This is a genomic window from Pseudonocardia charpentierae, from assembly GCF_031845345.1.
Taxonomy (GTDB): Bacteria; Actinomycetota; Actinomycetes; order Mycobacteriales; family Pseudonocardiaceae; genus Pseudonocardia; species Pseudonocardia charpentierae.
In genome coordinates this window covers 1-26,835 of the sequence record NZ_JAVREJ010000040.1, presented here as the reverse complement: position 1 = coordinate 26,835, position 26,835 = coordinate 1, and the positions used below count along the sequence as shown (strand labels likewise).

26 protein-coding genes and 1 pseudogene are annotated in these 26,835 nt (G+C 73.5%); 4 read left to right on the top strand and 23 right to left on the bottom strand.

Annotation, left to right across the window (positions count from 1 at the left end; translation table 11 throughout):
* From RM445_RS29785 to ruvC, 5 genes and pseudogenes are all read right to left on the bottom strand, one after another.
* A pseudogene (locus tag RM445_RS29785) lies at positions 1 to 543 on the bottom strand (protein translocase subunit SecD); the annotation flags it as partial.
* Between the two features lie 88 nt (positions 544 to 631).
* Positions 632 to 1,099, bottom strand: coding sequence for a preprotein translocase subunit YajC (gene yajC, locus RM445_RS29780; RefSeq protein ID WP_311560196.1), 468 nt, complete (start codon positions 1,097 to 1,099; stop codon positions 632 to 634).
* A gap of 51 nt (positions 1,100 to 1,150) precedes the next feature.
* Positions 1,151 to 2,179, bottom strand: a complete 1,029-nt coding sequence (gene ruvB / locus RM445_RS29775) for a Holliday junction branch migration DNA helicase RuvB (RefSeq protein WP_311560195.1) — start codon at positions 2,177 to 2,179, stop codon at positions 1,151 to 1,153.
* Complete coding sequence (ruvA, locus tag RM445_RS29770) at positions 2,176 to 2,766, bottom strand: Holliday junction branch migration protein RuvA (protein WP_311560199.1); 591 nt, start codon at positions 2,764 to 2,766, stop codon at positions 2,176 to 2,178. The genes ruvB and ruvA overlap by 4 nt, the downstream gene beginning before the upstream one ends.
* 97 nt (positions 2,767 to 2,863) lie before the next feature.
* A complete protein-coding gene (gene ruvC, locus RM445_RS29765) occupies positions 2,864 to 3,487 on the bottom strand; it encodes a crossover junction endodeoxyribonuclease RuvC (RefSeq protein WP_311560194.1) in 624 nt (207 codons plus the stop codon).
* 138 nt (positions 3,488 to 3,625) lie between these two features.
* Here ruvC and RM445_RS29760 point away from each other — a divergent pair, with 138 nt between their 5' ends.
* Positions 3,626 to 4,219 carry an MOSC domain-containing protein gene (locus RM445_RS29760; RefSeq protein ID WP_311560193.1) on the top strand — a complete coding sequence of 198 codons (594 nt, stop codon included), beginning with the start codon at positions 3,626 to 3,628 and terminating at the stop codon, positions 4,217 to 4,219.
* Positions 4,220 to 4,346: 127 nt separating this feature from the next.
* On the opposite strand, the gene RM445_RS29755 is transcribed toward RM445_RS29760, so the two are convergent.
* Entirely contained in the window at positions 4,347 to 4,922 is a 576-nt protein-coding gene (locus RM445_RS29755; protein ID WP_311560192.1) for a P-loop NTPase family protein, read from the bottom strand.
* Positions 4,923 to 4,972: 50 nt separating this feature from the next.
* Positions 4,973 to 7,780: a DNA polymerase I gene (gene polA, locus RM445_RS29750; protein WP_311560191.1), complete on the bottom strand. Its 2,808-nt coding sequence runs from the start codon at positions 7,778 to 7,780 to the stop codon at positions 4,973 to 4,975.
* Between the two features lie 84 nt (positions 7,781 to 7,864).
* Between polA and RM445_RS29745 the strand changes: the two genes are divergently transcribed.
* Positions 7,865 to 8,506, top strand: a complete 642-nt coding sequence (locus RM445_RS29745) for a response regulator (protein WP_311560190.1) — start codon at positions 7,865 to 7,867, stop codon at positions 8,504 to 8,506.
* Positions 8,507 to 8,517: 11 nt separating this feature from the next.
* Here RM445_RS29745 and RM445_RS29740 read toward each other — a convergent pair whose 3' ends face one another.
* A complete protein-coding gene (locus RM445_RS29740) occupies positions 8,518 to 9,270 on the bottom strand; it encodes a YebC/PmpR family DNA-binding transcriptional regulator (RefSeq protein WP_311560189.1) in 753 nt (250 codons plus the stop codon).
* Between the two features lie 746 nt (positions 9,271 to 10,016).
* On the opposite strand from RM445_RS29740, the gene RM445_RS29735 reads away from it, so the two are divergent.
* On the top strand, positions 10,017 to 10,529 hold the full coding sequence (locus RM445_RS29735) for a hypothetical protein (RefSeq protein WP_311560188.1): 513 nt from the start codon (positions 10,017 to 10,019) through the stop codon (positions 10,527 to 10,529).
* 139 nt (positions 10,530 to 10,668) lie between these two features.
* Here RM445_RS29735 and pdxT read toward each other — a convergent pair whose 3' ends face one another.
* Positions 10,669 to 11,298 carry a pyridoxal 5'-phosphate synthase glutaminase subunit PdxT gene (pdxT, locus tag RM445_RS29730; protein ID WP_311560187.1) on the bottom strand — a complete coding sequence of 210 codons (630 nt, stop codon included), beginning with the start codon at positions 11,296 to 11,298 and terminating at the stop codon, positions 10,669 to 10,671.
* 19 nt (positions 11,299 to 11,317) lie between these two features.
* Complete coding sequence (locus RM445_RS29725) at positions 11,318 to 12,703, bottom strand: NAD-dependent malic enzyme (RefSeq protein ID WP_311560186.1); 1,386 nt, start codon at positions 12,701 to 12,703, stop codon at positions 11,318 to 11,320.
* Between the two features lie 126 nt (positions 12,704 to 12,829).
* Between RM445_RS29725 and RM445_RS29720 the strand changes: the two genes are divergently transcribed.
* Positions 12,830 to 14,953: an elongation factor G-like protein EF-G2 gene (locus RM445_RS29720; protein ID WP_311560185.1), complete on the top strand. Its 2,124-nt coding sequence runs from the start codon at positions 12,830 to 12,832 to the stop codon at positions 14,951 to 14,953.
* On the opposite strand, the gene RM445_RS29715 is transcribed toward RM445_RS29720, so the two are convergent.
* The 13 genes from RM445_RS29715 to RM445_RS29655 form a co-directional block, all read right to left on the bottom strand.
* Positions 14,954 to 15,262, bottom strand: a complete 309-nt coding sequence (locus tag RM445_RS29715) for an AzlD domain-containing protein (RefSeq protein WP_311560184.1) — start codon at positions 15,260 to 15,262, stop codon at positions 14,954 to 14,956.
* On the bottom strand, positions 15,259 to 15,999 hold the full coding sequence (locus RM445_RS29710; RefSeq protein WP_311560183.1) for an AzlC family ABC transporter permease: 741 nt from the start codon (positions 15,997 to 15,999) through the stop codon (positions 15,259 to 15,261). The genes RM445_RS29715 and RM445_RS29710 overlap by 4 nt, the downstream gene beginning before the upstream one ends.
* A gap of 200 nt (positions 16,000 to 16,199) precedes the next feature.
* The gene (locus RM445_RS29705) at positions 16,200 to 17,114 is read right to left on the bottom strand and encodes a glycoside hydrolase family 16 protein (RefSeq protein WP_311560198.1); all 915 of its coding nucleotides are present in this window, start codon (positions 17,112 to 17,114) and stop codon (positions 16,200 to 16,202) included.
* 179 nt (positions 17,115 to 17,293) lie between these two features.
* Positions 17,294 to 18,205, bottom strand: coding sequence for a pyridoxal 5'-phosphate synthase lyase subunit PdxS (pdxS, locus tag RM445_RS29700; RefSeq protein WP_311560182.1), 912 nt, complete (start codon positions 18,203 to 18,205; stop codon positions 17,294 to 17,296).
* A gap of 155 nt (positions 18,206 to 18,360) precedes the next feature.
* Positions 18,361 to 19,008 (bottom strand): NUDIX hydrolase, encoded by a 648-nt coding sequence (locus RM445_RS29695; protein ID WP_311560181.1) that lies wholly within the window; start codon positions 19,006 to 19,008, stop codon positions 18,361 to 18,363.
* Positions 19,005 to 20,258 carry a glycosyltransferase family 4 protein gene (locus RM445_RS29690; protein ID WP_311560180.1) on the bottom strand — a complete coding sequence of 418 codons (1,254 nt, stop codon included), beginning with the start codon at positions 20,256 to 20,258 and terminating at the stop codon, positions 19,005 to 19,007. Before RM445_RS29690 ends, RM445_RS29695 begins: the two co-directional genes overlap by 4 nt.
* Positions 20,255 to 21,157, bottom strand: coding sequence for a phosphatidylinositol mannoside acyltransferase (locus RM445_RS29685; RefSeq protein WP_397469434.1), 903 nt, complete (start codon positions 21,155 to 21,157; stop codon positions 20,255 to 20,257). The genes RM445_RS29690 and RM445_RS29685 overlap by 4 nt, the downstream gene beginning before the upstream one ends.
* Before the next feature lie 302 nt (positions 21,158 to 21,459).
* A complete protein-coding gene (gene pgsA, locus RM445_RS29680) occupies positions 21,460 to 22,092 on the bottom strand; it encodes a phosphatidylinositol phosphate synthase (RefSeq protein ID WP_311560178.1) in 633 nt (210 codons plus the stop codon).
* Positions 22,093 to 22,167: 75 nt separating this feature from the next.
* A complete protein-coding gene (locus tag RM445_RS29675; protein ID WP_397469433.1) occupies positions 22,168 to 22,803 on the bottom strand; it encodes an HIT family protein in 636 nt (211 codons plus the stop codon).
* 30 nt (positions 22,804 to 22,833) lie between these two features.
* Positions 22,834 to 24,969, bottom strand: coding sequence for a threonine--tRNA ligase (gene thrS, locus RM445_RS29670; protein WP_311560177.1), 2,136 nt, complete (start codon positions 24,967 to 24,969; stop codon positions 22,834 to 22,836).
* Between the two features lie 91 nt (positions 24,970 to 25,060).
* On the bottom strand, positions 25,061 to 25,954 hold the full coding sequence (locus tag RM445_RS29665) for a hypothetical protein (RefSeq protein WP_311560176.1): 894 nt from the start codon (positions 25,952 to 25,954) through the stop codon (positions 25,061 to 25,063).
* Positions 25,955 to 25,992: 38 nt separating this feature from the next.
* Positions 25,993 to 26,436 (bottom strand): hypothetical protein, encoded by a 444-nt coding sequence (locus tag RM445_RS29660; RefSeq protein WP_311560175.1) that lies wholly within the window; start codon positions 26,434 to 26,436, stop codon positions 25,993 to 25,995.
* A gap of 171 nt (positions 26,437 to 26,607) precedes the next feature.
* Positions 26,608 to 26,835 (bottom strand): hypothetical protein (locus tag RM445_RS29655; protein ID WP_311560174.1); only part of this gene is annotated, 228 nt, incomplete at its 5' end.

Here is a 26,835-nt window from a genome sequence, read left to right as displayed (position 1 = left end):
GGGATCCGGGGTGGGATCCGGGGTGGGAACCGGGGTGGGATCCGGGGTGGGATCCGACGTGGCGTCGGACGGAGCCCCGGTCGGCGAGACGGTGGACGGCGTGTCGCCGGTCGACGGGCCTCCCGGAGCCGGGGCCGCGGGGTCCACGGGAGCGGCGGGGTCCGCCGCGACAGGACCGCCGACGACCTCGCGGAACCGCAGCTGGGCCGTCTGCCCGAGCGACCGGGCCTGGTCGCCCTCCTCGCCCGGCACCGTGATGGTGATGTTCGTGCCGTCGAGGAGGACCTCGGCGCCGCTCACACCCAGCCCGTTCACGCGCTGCTCGATGATCGTCTGCGCCTGCAGGAGCTGCTCGCGCGGCGGCTCGCCACCCGACTCCGTGCGCGCCGTGAGCGTGACCCGGGTGCCGCCCTGCAGGTCGATGCCGAGCTTGGGCGTGGGCTTGTCGCCGGTGAAGAACACCAGCGCGTACAGCGCGACGATGATCCCGGCGAACGCCGCCAGGTGACGCCAGGGCCGGATGCGCCCGGGGGTGGATGCCACGGTCTCTCTTCCTGCGTCAGTCCCGGATCTGCGTGTCCCGGATCTGCGGAGCCCGTCGAGGGCCCGCCGGTGCTACGGGCGCGCGGTGCTACGCGCGGGAGGTGCCGTTCGCGTCGCGCGGGGCGTCGGCCGTCGGCGCCGACTCGGCGTCCACCCGCGCTCCGGTGCCGACCGAACCGTCCAGAGCGGGGTGGTCGGCGGCGACGGCGGGCGTGCCCGACGGCGGGGTGTCGGACACCGTGTCGTCCGAGGCAGGGATCTCCGAGGTCGGGGCGTCCGACGCGGAGGAGTCGAGCACCCGCTCGCGCACGGCGGCGCGCAGCCAGGTGGTGACCACGCCGTCGGCGATCTCCAGGTCGATGGTGTCCTCGTAGGCGACGTCGACCACCGTGCCGCGCAGCCCGGAGGTGGTGGTGACCACGTCACCGATCTGCAGAGCCGACTGGAGCTTCTGCTGCTCCTGCATCTGCCGGCGCTGCTTGCGCCCCGACAGGAAGATCGGGATGAACAGCAGGAGGATGAGCAGGGGGAACAGCAGGCCGCCGAGTGATTCCATGATCTCCGTCGTCTTCCGCGTGTCGGTGGGGCGAGTCTGCCAGCCGACCCGTCAGAACAGAGCAGGCGGGGTGCCGAGGACGTCGGGCGGCGCCGGCACCCCGAGGTGCGCCCAAGCCGCCGCCGTCGCCACCCGCCCCCGTGGGGTGCGCGCCAGCATTCCGGCCCGCACCAGGAACGGCTCGCAGACCTCTTCGACGGTACCGGGATCCTCGCCCACCGCCACAGCCAGCGTCGACACCCCGACCGGGCCGCCGCCGAACCCGCGCACGAGCGCGCTCAGCACGGCGCGGTCGAGGCGGTCGAGGCCGAGCTCGTCGACGTCGTAGACGGTCAGCGCGGCCCGGGCCACCTCGCGGGTCACGGCGCCGTCCGCCCGGACCTCGGCGAAGTCGCGGACGCGGCGCAGCAGCCGGTTGGCGATGCGCGGCGTGCCGCGGGAGCGGCCGGCGATCTCCTCGGCGCCGTCGGGCCGCAGGTCGACCCCGAGGATCAGCGCCGCCCGGCGCAGCACCCGCTCCAGCTCGGCGGGCTCGTAGAACTCCATGTGCGCGGTGAAGCCGAACCGGTCGCGCAGCGGGCCGGTCAGCGCCCCCGAGCGGGTGGTGGCGCCGACCAGGGTGAACGGTGCGATGTCGAGCGGGATGCTCGTCGCTCCCGGGCCCTTGCCGACCACGACGTCGACCCGGAAGTCCTCCATCGCGAGGTAGAGCATCTCCTCGGCGGGGCGCGCGATGCGGTGGATCTCGTCGATGAACAGCACGTCGCCGGGCACCAGGTTCGACAGCATGGCCGCGAGATCGCCCGCGCGCTCCAGGGCCGGGCCGCTGGTGAGCCGGATGGCGGCGCCCAGCTCGACGGCGACGATCATCGCGAGGCTGGTCTTGCCCAGCCCGGGCGGCCCGGAGAGCAGGATGTGGTCGGGCGGGTCGCCACGGCGCCGCGACGCCTCGAGCACCAGTTCGAGCTGCTCGCGGACCCGCGGCTGGCCCACGAACTCGGCGAGCCGGCGCGGCCGCAGCGTGGCCTCGATGTCGAGGTCGTCGGGCTGGGCGGCCGCGCCCGTCACGGGCTCGGTCACCGGGAGTGCCCGAGGTGGCTCAGCGCGGCCCGCAGCGCCGCCGACGCGGAGGCGGCGCCGTTCTCGGCCAGCACGGCGTCCACCGCCTGCTCAGCCGCCTTAGCGGGAAAGCCCAGGCCGAGCAGGGCCTCCACCACCTGGTCGCGCGCGCTGCTCGCCGACGCGGGCGCGCTCGGGGCGGGCGCGGGGGCGACGACCTTGTCGCGCAGTTCCAGGACCATCCGCTCGGCGCCCTTGCGGCCGATCCCCGGCACGCGGGTCAGCGCAGTCGCGTCGCCGTCGGCCAGGGCGCGGCGCAGCGCGTCCGGGTCGAGCACGGCGAGCGTGGCCAGTGCGAGCCTCGGGCCGACACCGCTGACCGTCTGCAGCAGCGTGAACAGGTCGCGTTCCTCGGCGTCGGCGAAGCCGAAGAGCGTCAGCGAGTCTTCACGGACGATGAGCGATGTCGCGAGCCGCGCCTGCTCCCCCCGCCGCAGCCCGGCGAGCGTCGCGGGTGTGGCGTGCACCGCCAGCCCGGCCCCGCCCACCTCGACGACGGCGTGGTCCAGCCCGATCTCCAGCACCTCACCGCGCACGGCCGCGATCATGCGGTCCATCTCCCGTCGGTCCACGTCGCGCGCCCTGCCGGGTCGCGCGCAGGTTCTGACCCGAGCGCCGCCCGGGACGCCGCGCGCTGTCGCGGGCTCATCGGCCGGCACCGCCCAGTGCGCCGCCGCCGAGAGCGGTGCGCCGCGCCGCCGCCTCCGCTGCCGCCGCGGCGAGCCGGGCCCGGTGGTGGCGGGCGAGCTCCGCCGAACGCTCGCGGGCCTGGGCCATGCGGTCCAGCATCGGGGCCCGCCAGCAGTGGCAGATCGCCAGCGCGAGAGCGTCGGCGGCGTCGGCCGAGCGGGGCGCCTCGGCGAGCCCGAGCAGACGCGTCACCATGGCCGCGACCTGCTCCTTGCCTGCTCGTCCCTCGCCGGTGACGGCGGCCTTCACCTCGCTCGGGGTGTGGAAGGCGACGGGCAGCCCGGCACGGGCCGCGAGCAGCGCCACCACCCCGCTGGCCTGCGCGGTGCCCATGACCGTGCGGACGTTGTGCTGGCTGAACACGCGCTCGACGGCGACGACGTCCGGCCGGTGCACCGCGATCCACCGCTCGACCTCGTCGCCGACGCCGAGCAGGCGGGTCGCCAGCGGTGCGTCGGTCGGCGTGCGGACGACGTCGACCGCGACGAAGCGGACCTCACGGCCGCCCTGGGCTCCTCCGCCGTCGACCACGCCAAGCCCGCACCGGGTCAGTCCCGGGTCGACGCCGAGCACCCGCACCCGCGATCTCCGTCCTGCCGAGCGAACAGCCGTTCGACGGGGAGGCTACCGGTGGGTGCGGCGGTGACTTCCGGGACGCGCCGCAGCGGCGTCGCCAGGCGTCGGTGTCGCCGGTGCGCAGCGCTTACAGTCGACGGCGTGATCGTCGAGGTGCAGATCGTGGCACTGCTGGCCTCGCCGGTACACGCGTACGAGGGCCGGCCCGCCGACGGCCCGCGGGGCGACCCGACGGTCGACGCCCGCGAGCGGATCGAGATCCTGGCCGGGCACGGCATCGTCGGCGACCGCTACGCCGGGCACGCGGCGCACCGCAACGCCGCGGTGACGGTGTTCGCGGCCGAGGCCCTCGAGGCCGTCGCCACCGAACTGGAGTGGCCCTCGGTTCCGGACGCTCTGCTCACGCGGCGCAACATCGTCCTGCGCGGTTTCGCCGTCGACGCTCTCGCCGCCGTCCGCGGCGGGACCGGCGCCGTGTTCAGCCTCGACTCCGGCGACGGCCCGGTCCGGTTCCGGGCCCATCGACCGGCGAACCCCTGTCGCTGGATGGACGTCGTCCTCGGCCCGGGCGCCTTCCGCGCGCTCCGTGGACGCAGCGGGGTGCGGTGCGCGGCGCTGGACGACGGCCTGCTGCGCCGCGGGCCGGCCGTGCTGCGCGTCCTCGAACCGCCGCCCCGGCCCCGGTGCCGGCCTGAGCCTCCGCGAGTCGGCACCTTTGGCAGCGCGAATGTGTGATCCGGGGCAAGATCGAAGTGCCCCGAAGGTGACATTCGCTCGCCCGAACGTGCCGACTCGCGCGTTCACGGCGGGTGGTTCGCGCGCCGGGGCGTAACGGACTCGCGCGGTTGTCGGTGGGTGCGGATCAGCGGGAGGCGGCGAGCCTGGCGACGGGGCCGTCGAGCCAGGCGTGGATCTCGCGGCGGGTGCGCAGCCGCACCACGGCCGGCGGATCGGCGGAGGCGAGCACCTGCCGGACACGGTCCGGGGTCTTGGGGTGGGTGCGCCAGGCCCAGCGCAGGATGTGGTCGCGCCGGGTCAGGATCGTCCACAGCGGCGGTTCGACGTTGCCGTTCCACAGCTCGACGCGGCGCAGCCGCCGGCTGAGCGTGCGCGGCACGATCTGGCGCATCACCGCGGCGCGGGTGAGGTCGAGCCAGACCAGCAGATCTGCGCGCGCGAGCAGGAGCGGGCGGACCGCGGAGTACTGCCACTCCGTGACCCACTCCTCCCCCACGACGAGGGCGGCGACGTCGTCGGCGAACTCGGGCCGCGGCACCCACCCAGGGCCGTGGTAGAGCCCGTCGATGTCGGTGTGCGGAATCCCGAGCCGGTCGGCGAGGGCGACGGCGACCGTGGTCTTCCCCGCACCGGACGTTCCGGCAACGAGGATCCGACGGGGGCGGGCGGGCAGCGGGTCGTTCCACGCGAGGGGCCGCACCCGGGCATCGTCGGCCGTCCCGAGCGCCGGTGTCGAGCGGGTTCGGCGCGTCAGTGCGCGGCCTGGTCCCAGCTGCGTCCGTAGCCCACCGACACCTCCAGCGGCACCGACAGCGCGTACGCGGCGCCCATCTCCCGGCGCACCAGCGCCTCCACGGCGTCGCGCTCGCCGTGCGCGACCTCGAGCACCAGCTCGTCGTGGACCTGCAGGAGCATCCGGCTGCGCAGGTCCTCGGCGGTGAGCGCGCGGTGCACGTTGAGCATCGCGACCTTGATGATGTCGGCCGCGCTGCCCTGGATCGGGGCGTTGAGCGCCATCCGCTCGGCCATCTCGCGACGCTGGCGGTTGTCGGTGGTGAGGTCGGGCAGGTAGCGGCGGCGGCCGAGGATCGTCTCGGTGTAGCCGTCCTTGCGGGCCTGGTCGACGACACCGCCGAGGTAGTCGCGCACGCCGCCGAACGTCTGGAAGTAGTCGTCCATCAGCCCGCGGGCCTCCTCGGTGGAGATCCGCAGCTGATTGCTCAGCCCGAACGCCGAGAGCCCGTACGCCAGGCCGTAGTTCATCGCCTTGATCTTCGCCCGCCGCTCGGGCCCGACCTCGGCGGCGTCGACGCCGAAGACCCGCGCGGCGGTCTCGGCGTGGAAGTCGTGGTGGCTGCGGAAGGCCTCGATCAGCGCGGCGTCGCCCGAGAGGTGCGCCATGATGCGCATCTCGATCTGGCTGTAGTCGGCCGTCATCAGCTCCGCGTATGCGGAGCCTTCAGCATCACGGCCGACGACGAACGTGTCGCGGATCCGCCGCCCCGCCGCCGTGCGGATCGGCACGTTCTGCAGGTTCGGCTCCGTCGACGACAGCCGCCCGGTGGCGGCGATCGTCTGGCTGTACGTGGTGTGGATGCGGCCGTCGTCCGCGACGGACTTGAGCAGCCCCTCCACGGTGACCTTGAGCCGGGTCGCGTCGCGGTGCACCAGCAGGTGCGACAGGAACTCGTGCCCGGTCTGCTCGAACAGGGTCTGCAGCGCGTCCGCGTCCGTGGTGTAGCCGGTCTTGGTGCGCTTGGTCTTGGGCATGCTGAGCTCGTCGAACAGCACGACCTGCAGCTGCTTGGGCGAGCCGAGGTTGATCTCCTTGCCGATCACGCCGTACGCGTCCTGGGCGGCCTGCTTGACCTGGGCGGCGAACTCGGCCTCGAGCGCCGACAGGGCGTCGTGGTCGACCGCGATCCCCGCGGTCTCGAGGTCGGCGAGGACGAGCAGGAGGGGCAGCTCCAGCTCGGCCAGGAGACGCGTGCCGCCCAGCTTGGCCAGCTCGGCGTCCAGCGCGTCGGCCAGCTCGGCCACCGCGGAGGCCGACACGACCTGGGCCTGGGCGCGCGCGGAGTCGGCCTCCTCCTCCCCGCCCAGGAGCGAGAGCTGGCCGTTCTCCGGCTCGCTCTCGGCCCGCAGCTCCCGGCGCAGGTAGCGCAGCGCGAGGTCGGCCAGGTCGAAGCTGCGCTGCCCCGGCCGCGCCAGGTACGCCGCGAGCGCGGTGTCGCTGGTCAGCCCCCGGAGCACCCAGCCGCGGGCGCGCAGGCCGTGCAGCGCCGCCTTGACGTCGTGCGCGGCCTTGGGCACGGACTCGTCGGCGAGCCACTCCCCCAGCGCCGCCTCGTCGTCCGGCAGCAACGTGCGCACGTCGAGGTAGGCCGCCTGTGCGGCACCGGCCGACGCCCCGGCCGCGCGGGCCTCCAGCGACGGCTCGCCGGCGGCCAAGGCGATCCCCTCGACGTCGCGGCCCGCCCAGGTGCCCAGCTGCCCGTGCACGAAGAGCCCGACCCGGCGTCCGTCGCGGGCGTTCGCGTCGAGCCAGGCCCGCACGGTGCCGGGTTCGAGCGCGCCGCCCTCGACGTCGAAGCCCTCTTCCGCCTCCGGCTCGGCGCTGGTGAGCGTGGCGAACAGGCGCTCGCGCAGCACCCGGAACTCGAGCTCGTCGAACAACCGGTGCACGGCTTCGCGGTCCCACGGCCGGGCCACGAGGTCGTCCGGGGTCGCCTCGAGTTGGACGTCGCGGATCAGCTCGGTCAGCTGGCGGTTCAGCAGCACGTGCGCGAGGTTCGCGCGCAGGGCGTCGCCCGCCTTGCCCTTCACCTCGTCCACCCGGTCCGTGAGCGCCTCGAGCGAGCCGAACTCACGCACCCACTTGGCGGCCGTCTTCTCGCCGACGCCCGGGATGCTGGGCAGGTTGTCGCTGGGGTCGCCGCGCAGCGCCGCGAAGTCCGGGTACTGCGCGGGCGTGAGCCCGTAGCGGGTCATCACCGCGTCCGGGTCGATCCGGCCGAGCTCGGAGACGCCGCGTGTCGGGTAGAGCACCGTCACGTTGTCGCTGATCAGCTGGAACGCGTCGCGGTCGCCCGTGGTGACGAGCACCCGGTAGCCCTGCGCCTCGGCCTGGGTGGCGAGGGTGGCGATGATGTCGTCGGCCTCGTAGTTGTCGACCGCGAAGAACGGGATGGCCAGCGCCGTCAGGACGTCCTTGATGAGGTCGACCTGCCCGCGGAAGTCGTCGGGCGTCGAGCTCCGGTTGGCCTTGTAGTCGGAGAACCGCTCGGAGCGGAAGGTGGTCCGCGAGACGTCGAAGGCCACGGCGACGTGCGTGGGCGCCTCGTCGCGGATGAGGTTGATGAGCATGGCCGTGAAGCCGTAGACGGCGTTCGTGGTCTGTCCGGTGCCGGTGCGGAAGTTCTCCGCGGGCAGGGCGAAGAACGCCCGGTAGGCCAGCGAGTGGCCGTCGAGCAGGAGCAGCCGGCGCTCGCCCACCGGGTGCGTCACCGGGGCCGGGGCTGCAGGCTTCTTGGCTGGGGTACGTGTGGCGGGGCTCATCGGTTCGAGAGTCTAGGACCGGGCACCGACAGTTCCCGGTGGGGCGACAGGCACCCGTCCCGGACCGCCCGACATCATGGCGCGGTGCCGGAGCTCCTGTCCTCCATCGCGGACCTGGCCTGGCCCGTCGTCGTTCTGCTCGGACTGGTGCTGTTCGCCCGGCCGCTGGCAGGGCTGCTGCGGTCGGGCAGCGAGCGCGAAGACGTGACGATCGAGGTCGGCGGCCAGCGGGTGACGCTCGGCAAGTTCCGCGAGCAGCAGAACGAGGTCGTCCTCGACCTGCGGCGCCAGCTCGACGACCTGCGGCGCCAGGTGACGGGCGGCCCGCCGGACAGGCCGCGGGAGAAGCGGCCGGCCGCGGTGCTGTGGGTCGACGACCGGCCGGAGAACAACGCGCTCTTCATCGACCAGCTGATGACCGCAGGCGTACGCGTGGACACCGCCCGGACCACGGCCGAGGGCCTGGCGCTCGCGAGCGGCCGCGACTACGGCGCCGTGATCAGCGACATGGGGCGCCGGGAGGACGGGAGCTACCGGACGACCGCGGGCCTCGACCTGGCGCGGGCGCTCCGCGCCAATGGTGACGACACCCCGCTGCTCATGTTCACCAGTGGGCGCGCCAACCGCGAGCACGGCGCCGAGGCGCGGGCCGCGGGCGCGCAGGCGGTGACGTCGTCAGGGGTCGACCTCATGGCCTTCCTCCGCGAGCACGGCGTCCTCGAGTAGGAATCCGCGATCTACGCGTTGACCTCTTCCAGCACCTTGTCGCTGACGTCGAAGTTGGAGTAGACGTTCTGCACCTCGTCGCTGTCCTCGAGCGCGTCGATCAGCTTGAAGACCTTGCGGGCGCCCTCGGCGTCGAGCGGGACCTGCATCGAGGGCAGGAACGTGGGGTCTGCGGAGTCGTACTCGATCCCGGCGTCGCGCAGCGCGGTGCGGACGGGGATGAGGTCGGTGGCCTCGGAGACGACCTCGAAGCTGTCGCCCAGGTCGTTGACCTCCTCGGCGCCGGCGTCGAGGACCGCGAGCAGCAGGTCGTCCTCGGTGAGGTCGCCCTTCGGGACGATCACCACGCCCTTGCGGGTGAACAGGTAGGCCACCGATCCGGGGTCGGCCATCGTGCCGCCGTTGCGGGTCATCGCCAGGCGGACCTCGGTGGCGGCCCGGTTGCGGTTGTCGGTGAGGCACTCGACGAGGACCGCCACGCCGTTCGGGCCGTAGCCCTCGTAGGTGATGGTCTGGTAGTCGGCCCCACCCGCGTCGGCGCCCGACCCGCGCTTGACCGCGCGGTCGATGTTGTCGTTGGGGACCGAGCTCTTCTTGGCCTTCTGGATGGCGTCGAAGAGCGTGGGGTTGCCGTCGGGGTCACCGCCGCCGGTGCGCGCGGCCACCTCGATGTTCTTGATCAGCTTGGCGAACATCTTGCCGCGGCGGGCGTCGATGACGGCCTTCTTGTGCTTGGTCGTCGCCCACTTGGAGTGGCCGCTCATGATGTCCTCCTTGGTGCACAGATCCCCTCGATCCTACCGAGGGGCGGCGACGGGCCGTGGCGTCGGCCTGCGACGACGCGCGGTGGCGTGGTCGGGCTGCGCGGTGCGGCGGTGGGCGAGGAGGTCGCGGGTCGGCGGGCCGGGCGTGGGCGCCGGGAGACCGCAGCATGGTGGCTTTGCTGCGGTCCGAGTGCAGCAAAGCCACCATGCTGCACTCGACGGCCGACCCCAATTCGCAGGTGCACACGATTCCGCCGTTCGCCACCACCGCCGCGAAGCCTCGCCGAGGCTGCTGTCGTGGCTCGAGGTTTCGCGGTTGTCCGTCGTCACGAACTCCACGACGCCTCGAACCGTGGCGTCATCTCCGCACGGGCGCTGGTCGATCTCGGCGTTCCGGAGAGGACGGTGTACACCGATGCCGGGACGGTGGCCCATGGCAACGCCTCGCTCCGGGAATCGTGCTGCTCTCGACCGGACTGCCGTCTGTCGATCAACGAATCACCGCGGCGCTGTTGCACGGCGGCCCCGGCTCGATCGTGACCGGCGTACACGCCGCGCGGCGCCACGGCGTTCGGCGTGGACCCGGCCCCGGGCCGACGATCCAGATCCTTGTCCCCCACACGAGGCAGGTGCGCTGCACCGCGTGGATTGAGGTCGAACGCTCCGAGCGGATGCCCCCGGCGGTTGTGCGCGACGGGCTGCCGCTCGCCCCGGTCCCGCGGGCCGTCGTGGACGCGGTACGACGGATGCGCGATGCCCGCGACATCACCGAGATGCTCGCCGACCCGGTACAGCGCGCGTTGTGCACGGTCGCGCAGTTGTCGGCCGAGTTGGCGGAGTGCAATCGCCGCGGATCCGCCACACCTCGTCGGGTTCTCACAGCGGTGAGCACCGGCATCCGCTCCGCGGCCGAACGCGACGCGCAGCGGCTGTGGCGACGCTCCGGGCTGCCCGAGCCCTGGTGGAACGCTGCAGTATTCGACTCCGGTGGCACCTTGCTCGGAGTCGCCGACGCGTGGTTCGACGAGATCGCGTTTGCATGGGAGATCAACTCCTACATGTGGCACCTCAATCCTGAGGCGTACGCACGCGAGCAGGAGAAGACAGCGCTCTTCACGGCGGCGGGCATCCCGGTGCTACCGACCCAACCCACGCGCCTGCATGTGGCGCCGGATGACGTACTGCGCGAACTCTGCAGTGCCTACCAGCATGCCGCGCTCCGACCCCGTCCCGCGGTTCGGGCCGTTCGCACGTCTTAAGCGATCCAGCCGAATGCAGCATGGTGGCTTTGCTGCACTCCGACCGCAGCAAAGCCACCATGCTGACACCGACGGCGCACCGGGAGGATCAGCGACGGACCATCAGCGACACCGGAGGGGGCGACGTCGCAGAGCCGGCTCAGCCCGCCGCCTCCCGCACCATCCCGCAGAACAGCGCATGCACCCGCAGGTCGCCCGTGATCTCCGGGTGGAACGACGTCGCCAGCACCGCCCCCTGCCGCACCGCCACCGCGCGGCCCGCCGCCGCGCCGGCATCCGTGCCCGTCAGCGTCAAGGGCGGCACCGTGGCCAGGACCTCGACCGATGCGCCGACCTTCTCCACCCACGGCGCCCGGATGAACACCGCGCGCACGGGGCCGCCCGGAACGCCGTCGACCTGCAGGTCCGCCTCGAACGAGTCGACCTGCCGACCGAAGGCGTTGCGCCGCACCACGACGTCGAGGCCGCCGAGCTGCTCCTGGTCCGGCCGCCCGTCCAGGATCTCGGCGGCGAGCAGGATCATCCCGGCGCACGAGCCGTAGGCCGGCATGCCGTCCCTGATCCGGGCGCGCACCGGTTCCAGCAGGTCGAACGTCGTCAGCAGCCGGCTCATCGTCGTCGACTCGCCACCGGGGATGATCAGCGCGTCGACCGCGTCCAGTTCCGCCGGGCGGCGCACCGGCACGGCCCGCAGGCCGCACGACGACACGGCGGCGACGTGCTCGCGGACGTCGCCCTGCAGCGCCAGGACGCCGATCACCGGGGACATGTCTCCAGGATAGGGACGCCTACGCGTGCACCACCCGGGCCGCGCCCCGCACCGCCTCCGCGACCGCCTTGGCCACCGCCGGGTCGAAGACGCTCGGGACGATGAACGACGGGTTGGGCTCGGCCACCACGTCCGCGATGGCCGCCGAGGCCGCGAGCAGCATCGCATCGGTGATGTCGCGGGCCTGCGCGTCGAGCAGCCCGCGGAAGATGCCGGGGAACGCGAGCACGTTGTTGATCTGGTTCGGGTAGTCGGACCGTCCGGTGGCGACGACGGCGGCGTGCCGAGCCGCGATCGCCGGGTCGATCTCCGGGTCCGGGTTCGCCAGCGCGAACACGATCGCCCGGTCCGCCATCGTCTCCAGTTCGGCCGCGCCGAAGAGGTTGGGTGCCGACACCCCGATGAACACGTCCGCCCCGACGAGCGCGTCGGCCAGCGTGCCGGTGACGTGTGCCGAGTTCGTGTGCTCGGCCAGCCACGCGAGGTTGTCGTCGAGCCCGGGACGGCCCGGGTGCACGATCCCGTCGACGTCCACCGCCAGCACGTCGCCCGGCTTGGACGACTCCAGCAGGCGGATGATCGCCGACCCGGCCGCACCGGCACCGCAGACGACGATCTTGCAGTCGGTCAGGTCCTTGCCCACCACCCGCAGCGCGTTGCGCAGCGCGCCGAGCACGACGACCGCCGTGCCGTGCTGGTCGTCGTGGAACACCGGGATGTCGAGCAGCTCCCGCAGCCGCGACTCGATCTCGAAACAGCGCGGCGCGGCGATGTCCTCGAGGTTGATCCCGCCGTAGCCCGGAGCGAGGATCTGGACCGTCCGGATGATCTCCTCGGTGTCCTGGGTGTCGAGGCAGACCGGCCACGCGTCGACGCCGCCGAACCGCTTGAACAGCGCGGCCTTGCCCTCCATCACCGGCATGGCCGCGGCGGCGCCGAGGTTGCCCAGCCCGAGCACGGCCGAGCCGTCGGTGACGACCGCGACGGTGTTGCGCTTGATCGTGAGTCGTCGCGCGTCGTCGGGGTTGGCGGCGATGGCCTGGCAGACCCGCGCCACCCCCGGGGTGTAGGCGCGGGAGAGGTCGTCGCGGGTCCGCAGCGCGACCTTCGACTGCACCTCCAGCTTGCCGCCCAGATGCAGCAGGAACGTCCGGTCCGAGACCTTGCGGACCTGCACCCCCGCCAGCGCGTCGAGCGCCTCGGTGATCTCACGCCCGTGGTCCTCGTTCAGCGCGTTGCAGCTGATGTCGACGACGAGCGTCGCGGTGTGCGACTCCACGACGTCCAACGCGGTCACCACACCTCCGACCTGCCCGATCGCGACGGTGAGGTCGCCCGCTGCGCTCGCCGAGGCCGGCACCTCGACGCGGGCGGTGATGGCATATCCGGGTCCGGGGACGGGCACGGCGGGAATCTACCGCCGCCGGTGGACCACGAACGGCGTGCCCGGTCAGGGCCCTTCGGGGGTTGTGGGGCGGCCCATGCGGGTGTGTGATCGAGGGCACACGCAGCGGCGCGGAGGTGGTCGTCCATGACCGTCAGATCAGGCAGGGCAGGGTCGCGCGCGGGAGCGGGAGCAGGGGGGACCGCACCGACGGTGCTCGACCCGGCCCGGATCCGCAACGTCGTCCTCGTCGGACCGTCAGGGGCAGGGAAGACCACTCTGGTCGAGGCCCTCCTCGCACACACCGGCACGATCCCCCGGGCAGGCAGCGTCGGTGACGGCGCCACAGTCTGCGACCACGATCCCGCGGCCGTCCGCCAGCAGCGCTCGGTCGCGCTGGCCGTCGCTCCCCTGATGCAGGGCGACACCAAGATCAACCTGATCGACACCCCCGGCTACGGCGACTTCGTCGGCGAACTGCGCGCGGGGTTGCGGGCCGCGGACGCCGCCCTGTTCGTCGTGCCCTCCTCCGCCGGCCGCGAAGGCGCCATCGATCCCGCCACGGTCACCCAGTGGGAAGAGTGTGCAGCGGTCGGGATGCCGCGTGCCGTCGTCGTCTCCCGCTGCGACCATCCGCGCGCCGACGTCGAGGCCACGATCGCCGCCTGTCAGGACGTCTTCGGTGCCGGTGTCGCCCCGCTCTACCTTCCGCTGCGTGACGGCGAGGCGATGACCGGACTCTACGGACTGATCACCCAGACCCCTGCGGGCGCCGCGCCTGCCGACGCCGACGACGCCCGCGCCACCCTGCTCGAGGGGATCATCGAGCAGTCCGAGGACGAGACGCTCATGGAGCGCTACCTCGAGGGCGAGGAGATCGACACCGAGATCCTCATCGAGGATCTGGAGACCGCCGTCGCCCGCGGCTCCTTCCACCCCGTCCTGCCGGTGTGCGCCACGTCAGGGGTCGGACTGGAGGCCCTGCTCGACGGGATGGTTCGCGGCTTCCCCTCGCCGCTGGAGCACCCGCTCCCCCGCGTCTCCGGCATCGACGGCTCGGCGCGGCCCACGCTGACGGCGGACCCGGACGGGCCGCTCGCGGCCGAGGTCGTGCGCACGTCGGCCGACGCCTACGTCGGCCGGGTCTCGCTGGTGCGGGTCTTCTCCGGAACGCTTCGTCCGGAGACGTCCGTGCACGTCAGCGGGCACGTGCCGCGGCCCGTCCCGGCCGACGGCGACGCCTCTGACGACGGCGGCCACGACGCCGACGAACGGCTCGCCCACGTCTACGTCCCGCTGGGCGCGCAACTGCGCGAGGTCGACATGTGCGTCGCCGGGGACATCGCCGCGTTGACCAAGCTCGGCACCGCGGAGACCGGCGACACCGTCTCCTCGGCGTCGGACCCGCTGCTGCTGTCGTGCTGGAACCTGCCCGACCCGCTGCTGCCGGTCGCGGTCGTCGCCCGCAGCCGCGCCGACGAAGACGCGCTGGGCCGGTCGCTGACCCGGCTCGTCGCGGCGGACCCGACGCTGCGGCTCGAACGCAACCCGGAGACCCACCAGACGGTGCTGTGGTGCATGGGTGAGGCGCATGCCGACGTCGTGCTGTCGCGGCTGCGGGCGAGTGGCGCCGAGGTCGACACCGAGCCGGTCAAGGTGCCGCTGCGGGCCACGATCCGCAACCCCGCGCGGGTGACGGGGCGGCACGTCAAGCAGTCGGGCGGGCACGGCCAGTACGCCGTGTGCCACGTCGAGTTCGAGCCGCTGCCTCGCGGGTCGGGGTTCGAGTTCGTCTCCCACGTGGTCGGCGGCGCGGTGCCGACGCAGTTCATCCCGAGCGTCGAGAAGGGCATCCGCACCCAGCTCGAGCGGGGGCTGACCGACGAGCACCACCCGGTGGTCGACGTGCGGGCGACGCTAGTGGACGGCAAGGCGCACAGCGTCGACTCGTCGGACGCCGCGTTCCAGACCGCGGGCGCGCTGGCGCTGCGCGAGGCGGGCCAGACGTGCGGGACGGTGCTGCTCGAACCGCTCGACGAAGTGGCCGTGACGATCCCGGACGACCACCTCGGCTCGGTGCTGGGCGACCTGTCGGGACGGCGTGGCCGCGTGCTGGGCACGGACGTCGCGGGCCCCGGGCGGACCGTCGTCCGGGCCGAGGTGCCGTGCACCGAACTCGTGCGCTACGCGGTCGACCTGCGCGCGATGACGTCGGGCACGGCGTCGTTCACCCGCAGGCGGGCGCGGTACGAGGTGGCGCCGAGCGGCTGATCACGGCACCCCGAGCGCGCGCAGGCCCGCCGTCGTCCCCGCCGCGAGCAGCACGACGAGGACGAACGGCGCGCGCCGCCACGCCGCCAGGGCGCCCGTCAGGACCCCCACCGGCCGGGCCCAGCCCGCGAAGGCGTCGCCGTCGGCGAGCGTGCTGACGGTGACCAGGGCGACGAGCAGGGCGGTCGCGCCGAGGTCGACGTAGCGCTCGACGCGGGCCGGCAGACGGAGCCGGTCGCGCAGGACGAGCCCGGCGACGCGCAAGGAGTAGGTGGCGGCGGCCAGGACGAGCAGCGCGGTCCAGGTCACCGGTCGGTCCCGGGCGAGGCCGGCGGCGGGTCGGAAGGAGGGACATCGGACGTCGGCGGGTCCGCCGGCTCGGGAGGCGGTCCCGCGGCGAACAGCCCCAGCAGCCCGGCGAGCACGGGCAGTCCCGCCGGCAGCACCGGCGCCGCCAGCAGCGCGAGCCCGGCGGCCGTGGGTGCGACCCGCCGGGCGTCACGGCGCCGCAGCCCGGGCAGGAGCAGGGCCAGCAGGCCCGCGGGGAACGCGGCGTCGACCCCGAACGCGGCGGGGTCCGGCACCGCCGCTCCGGCGAGCATCCCCGCCACCGTGCCCAGGTTCCACGCGCTGTAGAGCAGGATTCCGCACACCCAGAACGCCGACCGCGCACGGGCACCCGACGGGCGCGCGCGGGAGAACGCCACGGTCTCGTCCGTGACCAGCTGGGCGCCGACCAGCCGGGCGCGCCACCCACCTCCGACCGTGTCGCCCACCGCCAAACCGAACGGCAGGAGCCGCACGTTCAGCAGGATGCCCGCGACGACCGCCGCCACCACGCTCCCGCCGGAGGTGACCACGGCGACGACCAGGAACTGCGCGCCGCCGGCGAACACCAGCACGGACATCGCGACGATCATCAGAGGCGGCACGCCGCCTGCCGCGGCGAGGGCGCCGAAGGAGGCCCCGACGACGGCGATGGCCGCGACCAGGGCGAGGGCGTCGCGGAGGTCGTCGCGGTGGACGGAACGGAACGGGGAGCGCACCCGATCATCCCGGACCACGGGCGCGTCCCCGTCAAGCGGAATCAGGAGAGCCACACGCTCCGTACACGAGCGCACGACTCGCGTGCACAGATGCAAGACTCGCCGTGCCGCGCGACTCGCCGGGCGCGAACGCGCAACTCGCGGGGTGGGGGGCGAGTTGCGCGCTGAGGTACCTGAGTTCTGCGTTCGGGTACGCCCGGTCAGCGGCGGGTGCCCCGGCCCTGCTTCTCCGGGCCTTCCTTCTCGGGGGTCACCGCGTACTGCTTCACCCAGTCGACCTGCATCGTCGAGGTCTGCACCCTGCTGCGGCTCGACTTCGGGAACCAGTCGAGCTGGATGCACAGGTGCATCGGCCCCGGCGGGAGGATCTCCGCGCGCTCCGTGCGCCACCACTCCTTGCCGTCGAGGAACGTCGCGACGTGGGTCGGGGTCCATTCGACGGCCCAGTTGTGCCACTGCGTGGCGTCGGCGAGCACGCTGCCGGAGACCTGTTTGTTGCTCTTCCCGTAGTGCAGGAAGACGTTGGTCTTCTGCCGGGTGTGGTCCATCATCTCCATGAAGTCGATCTCCCCGCCGACCGGGAAGTTCTCGGCGTCGGGCCACAGCAGCAGCAGGGCGTTGTACGTGGGGTCGCTCGCTGGAGCGCGCACCCGGCCCTCCCAGCGGCCGTAGCGCTGCCCGCCACCCCACTCCATGCCCGCGGTGTTGCCCTTCGGGTCGCCCGTGATGGTCAGGATCCCGTCACGGACGCCGACCGCGTCCGGGGTGCGGCGCCCCTTGCCGCCGTGGCCGGGACCGTCGTAGACGTTCCACGCGGGTCCGAGGGAGGTGCCGTCGAACTCGTCGGCGCGCGTGGGCTCGCCCCAGTGGTGCAGGGCGGCCGCGCTGTTCGCCTCGCCGTTCGACCGGCGCGGGGCGGGCGGGCAGACCGCAGCGGGCGCTCGGCGGGCGCCGCCCTGCGCGTCCACCGTCACCGCCACCCCCAACGCCGCCCACAGCCGGCCGAACGTCCCGCCACCGTCCCTGGCCGCCTGCACGCCGACGCAGCCGGGCGGCGGCGCGGCCACCGCCGGGGCGGCTCCGGCGACCAGTGCCATCGCGAGCAACCCGCTCACGGTCGTCAACCGACGGGTCGTGCACGTCGGAAGCCTCATCGCTCTCCCCTCGCGTCGCCGTCTTCGGGCGACTGCGGACGTTAGGGGGAAGCGGTTACTCCGGCCGGGCCAGTAACTCTCTCGGGGACGAAAGACGGCCCGAACCGGTCGACCTCACGGAACCGGTGTGGTACGCGGTGTCACCAGCCGCGGTCGGCATACCGCTGCGCGGCCGGCAGCTCGGAGAGGTTGATCCCCACCATCGCCTCGCCGAGCCCGCGGGAGACCTTCGCGATCACGTCGGGGTCGTCGTGGAAGGTGGTGGCCTTGACGATGGCCTCGGCACGCCGGGCCGGGTCGCCGGACTTGAAGATGCCCGAGCCGACGAACACGCCCTCGGCTCCCAGCTGCATCATCATCGCGGCATCCGCCGGGGTCGCGATGCCGCCCGCGGTGAACAGCACCACCGGCAGCTTGCCGGCCCGCGCCACCTCGGCCACCACGTCGAATGGGGCGCGCAGCTCCTTGGCCGCGACGTAGAGCTCGGCCTCGTCCAGCGTGCCCAACCGGCGGATCTCCGTGCGGATCGAGCGCATGTGCCGGGTCGCCTCGACGACGTTCCCGGTGCCGGCCTCGCCCTTGGACCGGATCATCGCCGCCCCCTCGGCGATGCGCCGCAGGGCCTCACCGAGGTTGGTCGCGCCGCAGACGAAGGGCACGGTGAACGCCCACTTGTCGATGTGGTGCGCCTCGTCCGCCGGGGTGAGCACCTCGGACTCGTCGACGTAGTCGACGCCGATCGACTGCAGCACCTGCGCCTCGACGAAGTGCCCGATCCGGGCCTTGGCCATCACCGGGATCGAGACCGCCTCGACGATCCCCGCGACCATGTCGGGGTCGCTCATCCGTGCCACGCCGCCCTGCGCCCGGATGTCGGCGGGCACGCGCTCCAGCGCCATGACCGCGACCGCACCGGCGTCCTCGGCGATCTTCGCCTGCTCGGGCGTGACCACGTCCATGATCACGCCACCCTTGAGCATCTCGGCCATCCCGCGCTTCACGCGCGAGGTGCCCAGCTGGGCGGCTGCGGACGGATTCTGGTCGAGCGACACGGTGTTCCCTCTCGGATCTCGGAACGCCCCGGGCGGGGCAGGCGGACTCCGGCCTGCGCGCCACGACACGGGCGCCGTCGGACTGGTTGCCCGGTTCAACAGCTCGGTCGTACCGACGATTCCTGCCGGTCAGAGCCCAGCTTGCCGATGGTACGTCAGCCGGTCGGACCCGTCGCCGTCCCTGCGGCGGCGGATGCGGAGGGGTCCGGAGTCGGTCGCCACAGCTGGGGATCGGCGATCTCGAAGTACACCGGGGGCGGGGCGGTGCCGGCGAGCCGCAGCCACCGCACGAGCCGACGCGACCGCAGGTCCAGGGTGTCGCGGACGGCGTCGTTGTGCACGCGCCGGGCGATCACGACGGACTGCTCGACGTCGCCGAGTTCGGCCACGAGCCCGGGGGCGAGCGCTCCGCGGTCGAGGCCGGCGAGCCGGCGCGTGAGGGTGTTCTCCGCCGCCTCGCAGGGGTCGAGGCCCGCACCCGCGCACCGCAGTGCCGCGCGGCAGGCGTCGAGGGCGTCGTGCGCCGCGGCCCGCAGCACCGCGGCGTCGGACGCGGCGCCCGGCACGGCCGGAGCCACGGCCAGCGCGTCGGCCACCTGCAGCGCGAGGTCGCCGCGCCGGTCCAGCGCGTCCGCGAGACCTGCGCGGGCGGCGTCGGTCCGCCGGTGCAGCCGGTCCAGCCTGCGGGCCCGGACCACGCAGATCCACGTCACGACCGCGACGAGCAGCAGCGCCACGACGACGATCGCCCATCCCGTGGGCGTGAGCGCGGGCACCAGCGTGCCGAGGTTGGGTGCCGTCACCGGGTGCTCGCCACGGTCCGGCCGGGCACCCGGCGGGGGTCGGCGGCGATGGCGGCGCGGTAGACCCGCAGCACGTCCGCGGCGACCACGGGCCAGTCGAACGCGGCCGCGCGGGCCTGCGCCGCGGCGCCGAGGGCCGCCCGGCGCTGTGGGTCGTCGAGCAGCGCGGCCAACGCCGAGGCGAGCGGCCGGGCTCGCCCGGTCGGGAACAGCACGCCCGCCGCGGTACCCGGCCCGTCGCTGCCCGAACCGGCGTCGGTCGAACCGTCGTCGCCCTGCAGCACGGCCCGGAACGCCCCGAGGTCGCTGGCCAGTACCGCCGTGCCCGCGGCCATCGCCTCGGTCAGGACCATCCCGAAGCTCTCGCCGCCGGTGTTGGGCGCGCAGTAGACGTCCATGGAGCGCAGTGCCGCCGCCTTCGTCACGTCGTCGACGCCGCCGAGGATGTCGAGCCGCTCCCCGAGCTCCGGGCCCGCCTCCCGCCGCAGCGCGTCCGGGTCGCCCCGTCCGACCACGAGCAGCCGCAGGTCCGGGCGCTGCGGCACGAGCAGGCGCAGCGCCTCGAGCAGCACCGCCATCCCCTTGCGCGGCTCGCCGAACCGGCCGAGGAACCCGACCGTGTGCCCCTCGCGCGGGTAACCCGGCAGCAGCGGACCAGTGGCGAACAGCGACACGTCGACGCCGTTCGGGATCTCCACGGCGTCGCCGCCCAGGTGCTCGACCTGCACGCGGCGCGCCATCGGGGACACCGCGATCCGCGCCGTCACCTTCTCCATCAACGCGTTGATCGGGCGGGCGAACACCAGCGTCGCGCGCGACCGCTCGGTGGAGGTGTGGAACGTCGCGACGATCGGCCCCTCGGCCTCGAACAACGCCAGCGACGACAGGCTGAACGTGCCGGGCTCGTGCAGGTGCAGGACGTCGAAGGTGTGGTCGGCGAGCCAGCGCCGGACGCGGGCGTAGGAGAGGGGCCCGAACGTGATCCGCGCGACGGAGCCGTTGTACGGCACGCTCATCGCCCGGCCCGCGGGCGTGACGAACGCGGGCAGCGGCGGCTCGCCGTCCGGCCGGTCGTCGTCCGCCGGGGCGAGGACGGACACCGAGTGGCCGAGAGCGATCAACGCGCGGGCGAGGTCGAGGACGTGCGACTGCACGCCGCCCGGCACGTCCAACGAGTACGGGCAGACGATCCCGATCCGGAGAACCCGACCGCCGCGCTGCGACCATGATTCGCTCGCAAGCTCGCTCATCGGCCACGGTCCTGCAGGTCCGCGCTCCACACCCGCTGCAGCATGTGCCAGTCGTGCGGGGCGGTGGCGATCAACGACGCCAGGGCGTCCGCCAGGGCCTGTGTCGCCTTCGCGACGTCGTCGCGGCCGCCGCGCTCGGGCACCGGGATCGGGTCGCCCATCGCGGCGGCCCAGCCGTCCGGGGTGAACGACGGGAAGGCGGGGACGAGCAGCGCCCCGGTCAGTGCGGCGAGCCGTGCCGGCCCCGTCGGGAGCCGCGCCGGCTCGCCGAAGAACGAGACCTCGAGACCCGAGGCGCTGAGGTCGCGGTCGGCCACCAGGCAGACGAGCCCGCCCTCGCGCAGGCGCTGCGTGAGCGTCCGGTAGACGACCGGCCCGTCGCCCACGGCCAGCACCTCGAAGCCGAGGCTTTCGCGGTAGGCCACGAAGCGGCGGTACAGCGACTCCGGACGCAGACGCTCGACGACCGTGGTGAACCGGGCGGGACGGCCCATCCGGCGCTGGGTCTCGACGAACCACAGCCCCGCGAGATCCCAGTTCCCGCTGTGCGGCAGCGCGGCGACGACGCCGCGGCCCTGCTGCAGCGCCTCGAACATCGGCGCCATGCCGGTCACGTGCGGGTCCATCCGGGCGAGCACCGCGGCGCGGTCCATGGCGGGCAGCCGGAAGGCCTCGCACCAGTAGCGGGCGTAGCTGCGCAGGCCGGCGCGGACCAGCGCGTCGAGCTCGTCCGGTGTGGCGTCGGGGACGACCCGGTGCAGGTTCACCCGCAGCCGGTGCGCTCCGGGGCCGTCGCGGCGGGCGGCGAGGTCCGCGCCGAGCCGGAAGGCATGGCGGGCAACCGGCTCGGGCAGCCCTCGGACCAACCGCCAGCCCGTCGCGAAGCCGGCGTCGGTCACGGCACCAGCGAGGTCGGGGGCGCGGCGCCCGGCCAGTGCCGCGGTCCACCTGCTCCGGGCGGCGGCCCGCTGGCCGCGCAGCGAGACGAAGCCCTGAGTGCGGAGCGAGGCGGCCCGCCAGGTCGCGGATCCGGGCGGGGTCTGCGGCAGCACAGGATGTTCACGGGCAGGATGTTCACGGGCAGGATGTTCACGGGCAGGATGTTCACGGGCAGGATGTGCCCGGTCCGGCCCGGCGGCCTCCGGCGAGGCTCCGGTCGCCTGGCCCGCATCTGTTGCCGCGGCTGGCCCGCCCGGTGCGGTCACGTCGCCGTCCCTCGCGTCTTGGCCTCGGCCACCTCGCGCGCCGAGCGGTGCACGGCGGCGATCCGCTGCCCGACCGTCCACACCGAGGCCGCCGCGAGCAGCCACAGTCCGGTGGCCAGCGAGAACGGGATGCCCAGACCTTCGAAGCCCACGCCGACCAGCGACGCGATCAGACGCTCGGGCCGCTCGACCAGGCCGCCGTCGGCAGTCAGCCCGGCCCCCTCGGCGCGCGCCTTGATGTAGGAGATGACCTGGCCGGCGACCAGACAGATCAGGGCGGCCACGCCGAGCTCGTCCTGCCCGCTGGACAGACACCACCAGGCGATCGCGGCGAAGAGCACGCCGTCCGCGATGCGGTCGCACACGGAGTCGAGCACCGCGCCGAACGGCGTGCTGAATCCGCGGGCGCGGGCCATCGCGCCGTCGATCATGTCGAAGAGCACGAAGACCGTGACCAGGAGCGCACCGAGGAACAGCTGGCCGCGCGGGATGAACCAGACGGCGGCAGCCGCGGTGCCGACGGTCCCGGCGACCGTGACCGCGTCCGGGGACACGCCGCGAGCCACCAGCCACCGCCCGATCGGGGTGGTGATCCGGCTGACGTGCGATCGCGCGAAGAGGTTGAGCATCGACTCCTGCTCGGTGCCGTGCGGTGGGTGTTCCAGGGTAGTCCGGCGTCGGTGCCGGCGACCGTTCTGCCCTGGCTAGGGCTCGGTGACCTGTGTCGTCCCGGTGCGCCCGCGCGCGTCCGCCTCTTCCCGCGCCGCATCCGGCCAGGCCTCGGCGAGCAGTCGGCGCGTCTCCGAGAGCAGCTGCGGGATGACCTTGGTCTGCCCGATCACCGCGATGAAGTTGGAATCGCCGCCCCAGCGGGGCACGACGTGCTGGTGCAGGTGGTCGGCCAGCGAGCCGCCCGCCACGGCGCCGAGGTTGAGCCCCACGTTGAACGCGTGCGGCGCGGCCACCGCGCGGAGCGCCCGCAGTGCCGTGCGCGTGACGGTCATCAGCTCCGCGGACTCGGCCTCGTCGAGGTCTTCGAGCCCCGCCACGTGCCGGTACGGCACGACCATCAGGTGACCCGGGTTGTACGGGTGGAGGTTGAGCACCGCGTACACGGTCGCGCCGCGGGCGACGACCAGGCCGTCGTCGTCGGCCAGCGTCGGGATCCGGCAGAACGGGCATCCCTGCTCGGCTTCCGCCGTCGCCGAGGTGATGTAGGCGAGCCGGTGCGGGGTCCAGAGCCGGCGGAACCGGTCCGGGGTGCCGACCCCGTCACACGGCTCCAGCACCGGCTCCCCCGTGTCCGCGGCGGGCTCCGTCGTCTCCGGAGGTCCCGCCACGTCCGCCACGGGTTCGATCCTAGGTGGCCGCTAACGGGCCGCCGCAGGCACGCCGCCCGGGGCGGTGAAGACCTCGGCGTTCGGCGAGGTGTTCACGCGTCGGCGGACCCAGTCGACCAGCGTGGCGACGGCCGACTCCACCGGGACGCCGTTGAGCTGCGACCCGTCGCGGAACCGGAAGCTCACCGCGCCCGCCTCGGCATCGCGCCCGCCGGCGAGCAGCAGGAACGGCACCTTCTGCAGCGTGTGGGTGCGGATCTTCTTCTGCATGCGGTCGTCGGAGGCGTCGACCGCGACCCGGATGCCCTGCGCCCTCAACGCCGCGGCGACGCCCTCGACGAACGGCACCTGCTCGTCCGTCACCGAGATCGCGACGGCCTGGACCGGCGCGAGCCACGCCGGGAAGGCGCCCGCGTAGTGCTCGGTGAGGATGCCGAAGAACCGCTCGATCGACCCGAACAGCGCCCGGTGGATCATGATCGGCTCCTGGCGGGAGCCGTCGGACGCGGTGTACTCCAGACCGAACAGGCCCGGCTCCATCAGGTCGACCTGGATCGTCGAGAGCTGCCAGGTGCGCCCGATGGCGTCCTTGGCCTGCACGCTGATCTTCGGCGCGTAGAACGCGGCGCCGCCCGGGTCGAGCACCAGCTCCAGGCCCGACGCCTCGGCCGCCTCGCGCAGCGCGTTCGTGGCCAGCTCCCAGTCCTCGTCGCTGCCGATCGACTTCTCCGGGTTGCGGGTGGACAGCTCCAGATAGAACTCGTCGAGGCCGTAGTCGCGCAGCAGGTCGAGCACGAACTGCAGCAGGGAGCGGATCTCGCCCTGCATCTGCTCACGGGTGCAGTAGATGTGCGCGTCGTCCTGGGTGAACCCGCGTGCCCGGGTGAGGCCGTGCACCACGCCCGACTTCTCGTAGCGGTACACGCTGCCGAACTCGAACAGCCGCAGCGGCAGCTCCCGGTAGCTGCGCCCGCGCGACCGGTAGATCAGGTTGTGCATGGGGCAGTTCATCGGCTTGAGGTAGTAGTCCTGCCCCGGCTTGCGGACCGTGCCGTCGGCGTTCAGCTCCGCGTCGAGCTGCATGGGCGGGTACATGCCCTCGGCGTACCAGGCGAGGTGGCCGGAGGTCTCGAACAGCTGGCCCTTGGTGATGTGCGGGGTGTTGACGAACTCGTAGCCCGCCTCCTCGTGGCGGCGGCGGCTGTAGTCCTCCAGCTCCTTGCGGACGACCCCGCCCTTCGGGTGGAACACCGCGAGCCCCGAGCCGATCTCGTCCGGGAACGAGAACAGGTCCAGCTCGGCGCCCAGACGCCGGTGATCGCGCCGCTCGGCCTCCGCGATCCGGTGCAGGTGCGCGTCGAGCGCCTCCTGGCTCTCCCATGCCGTGCCGTAGACGCGCTGCAGCTGCGGGTTCTTCTCGTTCCCCCGCCAGTACGCGGCCGCGGTGCGCATCAGCTTGAACGCGGGGATGAAGCGCGTGGTCGGCACGTGCGGGCCGCGGCACAGGTCGCTCCACACGACGACGCCGGTGTGCGCGTGCAGGTTGTCGTACGCGGTGAGCTCGCCGGAGGCGTCGACCTCCATGACCTCCCCGTCGGAGAGCGCGGAGTCGGACGCGGAGTCGGACGCGGAGTCGGACGCGGAGTCGGACTCTGGCGCGCCCCCGCCCTTGAGATCGATCAGCTCCAGCTTGTACGGCTCGTCGGCCAGCTCCTTGCGGGCCTCGTCCAACGAGTCGTAGCGGCGGCGGGAGAACCGCTGACCGGACTTGATGATCTTCTTCATCGTCGACTCGAGCTTGGTCAGGTCGTCCGGCGTGAACGGCTGCGCGACGTCGAAGTCGTAGTAGAAGCCGTCCGTGACGGGCGGGCCAATGCCGAGCTTCGCGTCGGGGTGCAGCTGCTGGACGGCCTGGGCGAGCACGTGTGCGGCGGAGTGCCGGATGACGCTGCGCCCGGCCTCGGTGTCGGCGGCGACCGGCTCGACCTCGGCGTCGGCCTCGGGAGCCCAGGCGAGGTCGCGAAGCACGCCATCGGCGTCGCGGACCACGACGACGGCCTCGGGGCCGGTGGACGGCAGCCCCGCCTCCCGCACGGCGGTGCCCGCCGTGGTCCCTGCGGGCACCCGGACGGGGGCGGACGCGGGACGGACAGCGGGCGCGGACACGGGGGCCTCCAGGAGGGCGACGCGGAAACGGTCTCCCCGAGCCTAGAGCCCGGGGGCGACGGTTTTCCGGCGCACCCGTACTCGGCGTCCGTCAGGGACGCGGAGAGCGGGGTGGGGCGGGTGCCGGCAGCGCCGCGGGCGGCGACGGCGGCCGCGGCTCGTCGGCGCCGGTCGGAGCCCGCGGCGGGGGCGCGTCGGCGGGGATCACGATCGGCCGGAAGCCGGCCGAGGCGAACGCGCCGCCGCCCGCGGGGCCGGAGGAGTGCGACGGCCCGGAGACGTCGGACCGGGAGGTCGGCGGGGCCGCCACCGGCGGAGCAGGCCGCGGCAGGCCTCCCGGTGCCTCTCTCGTCGCCGCAGCCGCTCCGAACGGGCCGGGCGACGGGCGACGCTGGGCCGGCAAGCCCGGCGGCCCTGCCTCGATGGGCGACCGGGAGCCGGACGTCGGGCCGGCCGTGACCAGGCCGGCTCCGGGCTCGGGGTGCGCGGGCACGTCCGGAGCGGGGGCGTCGAACGACCACCCGGCCTGGGACGGCCGCCGTGTCATGGAGGGGCCGGCCGTGAGCGCGTCGACCGAGACCGCCTGCAGACGCTTGCGGACGCGGTCCAGCACGCGCTGCGGGCCGTTCACGACGACGGCCAGGGCGAGCCGGTCGCCGTACGGGTCGGGCACCGTGCGCAGCAGGTGCCGGCAGCCGTCGTCCGCACCGAGGACGACCTCACACGTGCCGGCGGTGCCGCCGGCCGCGGGCCAGGTCCGGAGCAGCTCGAGGGCGTTGCGCACAATCTCGGCGTGCTGGGCGCCGATCAGTTCCAGGTCCGGGGCCCCGGCCGCCGCGCCGGCGGCGGACCAGGCGTCGAGGACCATGCCGCTCTCGACGTCCACCAGGGCTGCGGCGACGATCCGCTCATCACGCAGCAGTGGTCCGAGCACGACGGCGATGCCGTCGGCCCGGACGTTCACCACGTGGCGGTGGCGTCCCACGAACCGTCCCGCAGCCCGCTCCCGCAGCCCGAGGTCGATCAGCGGTGGCCGGCCGTGGACGGGAAGAACGCCTGGTTGTCGGTGCGGCCGTTCGGGGTCGACGGGTGCGCCAGGAAGAACTCCTGCTCGATGACCCGCAGGTCGCGCCGGGCCATGGCGAGGTTCGCCTGGGCCTTGTTGAGCACCAGGTACAGGAACAGCTTCTCGTCCGGTGCGCCCTGGATCGGGCGGATCAGGTGGTACTGGGTGCCGAGGGTGATCAGGATGTCTTCGATCGTCTCGTTGCGCAGGCCCAGCTTCTGCATGACGTCGAGCTTGGCCCGCATCACCTCGCTGTTGCCCGGCGCCGCGACGTCGAGGTCGAACTCGGCGCTGCCGCCGCGCGAACCGAGGGTCATCCCGCTCTCGTAGTCGACGATGGCGACCGCGAAAGCGCCCTTGATGTTGGCCGCCATGTCGAGGGTGTGATCGATGTTGCTCATGGTGCTGCCTCCAGCGGGCCGACCCCTCGCTCGGGGGAAGGGCGAGGCGGTCGGCGGTGTATCGGGGATGCTCAGCGTAACCCGCTGCTTGCGGTGCGTTGAACTGACCTACCAATTTTGGCGATTTCGCCACTCGTCCGAGTGCGATGACTACTCATCGTGATTCTTTCGTCAGGCCATCCTGCGAAGACCGGCGAGAAGACGACGGAGCGTGCCCGGGTCCTGCGCCCATGCCTGCCCGAGGACGGTGGGCATCGCGAACCCCTCCGGAGCCGCGTCGGACTCGGCCGCGGAGGCCGGACGGCCCGAGCGCGCGTCGGACCGCCGTCGCATCGGCCCGGCGTCCGGCGCCGACTGGCCGGGCGCCCGCCGCGGCAACGGGATCTGGCGCGGCGTCCC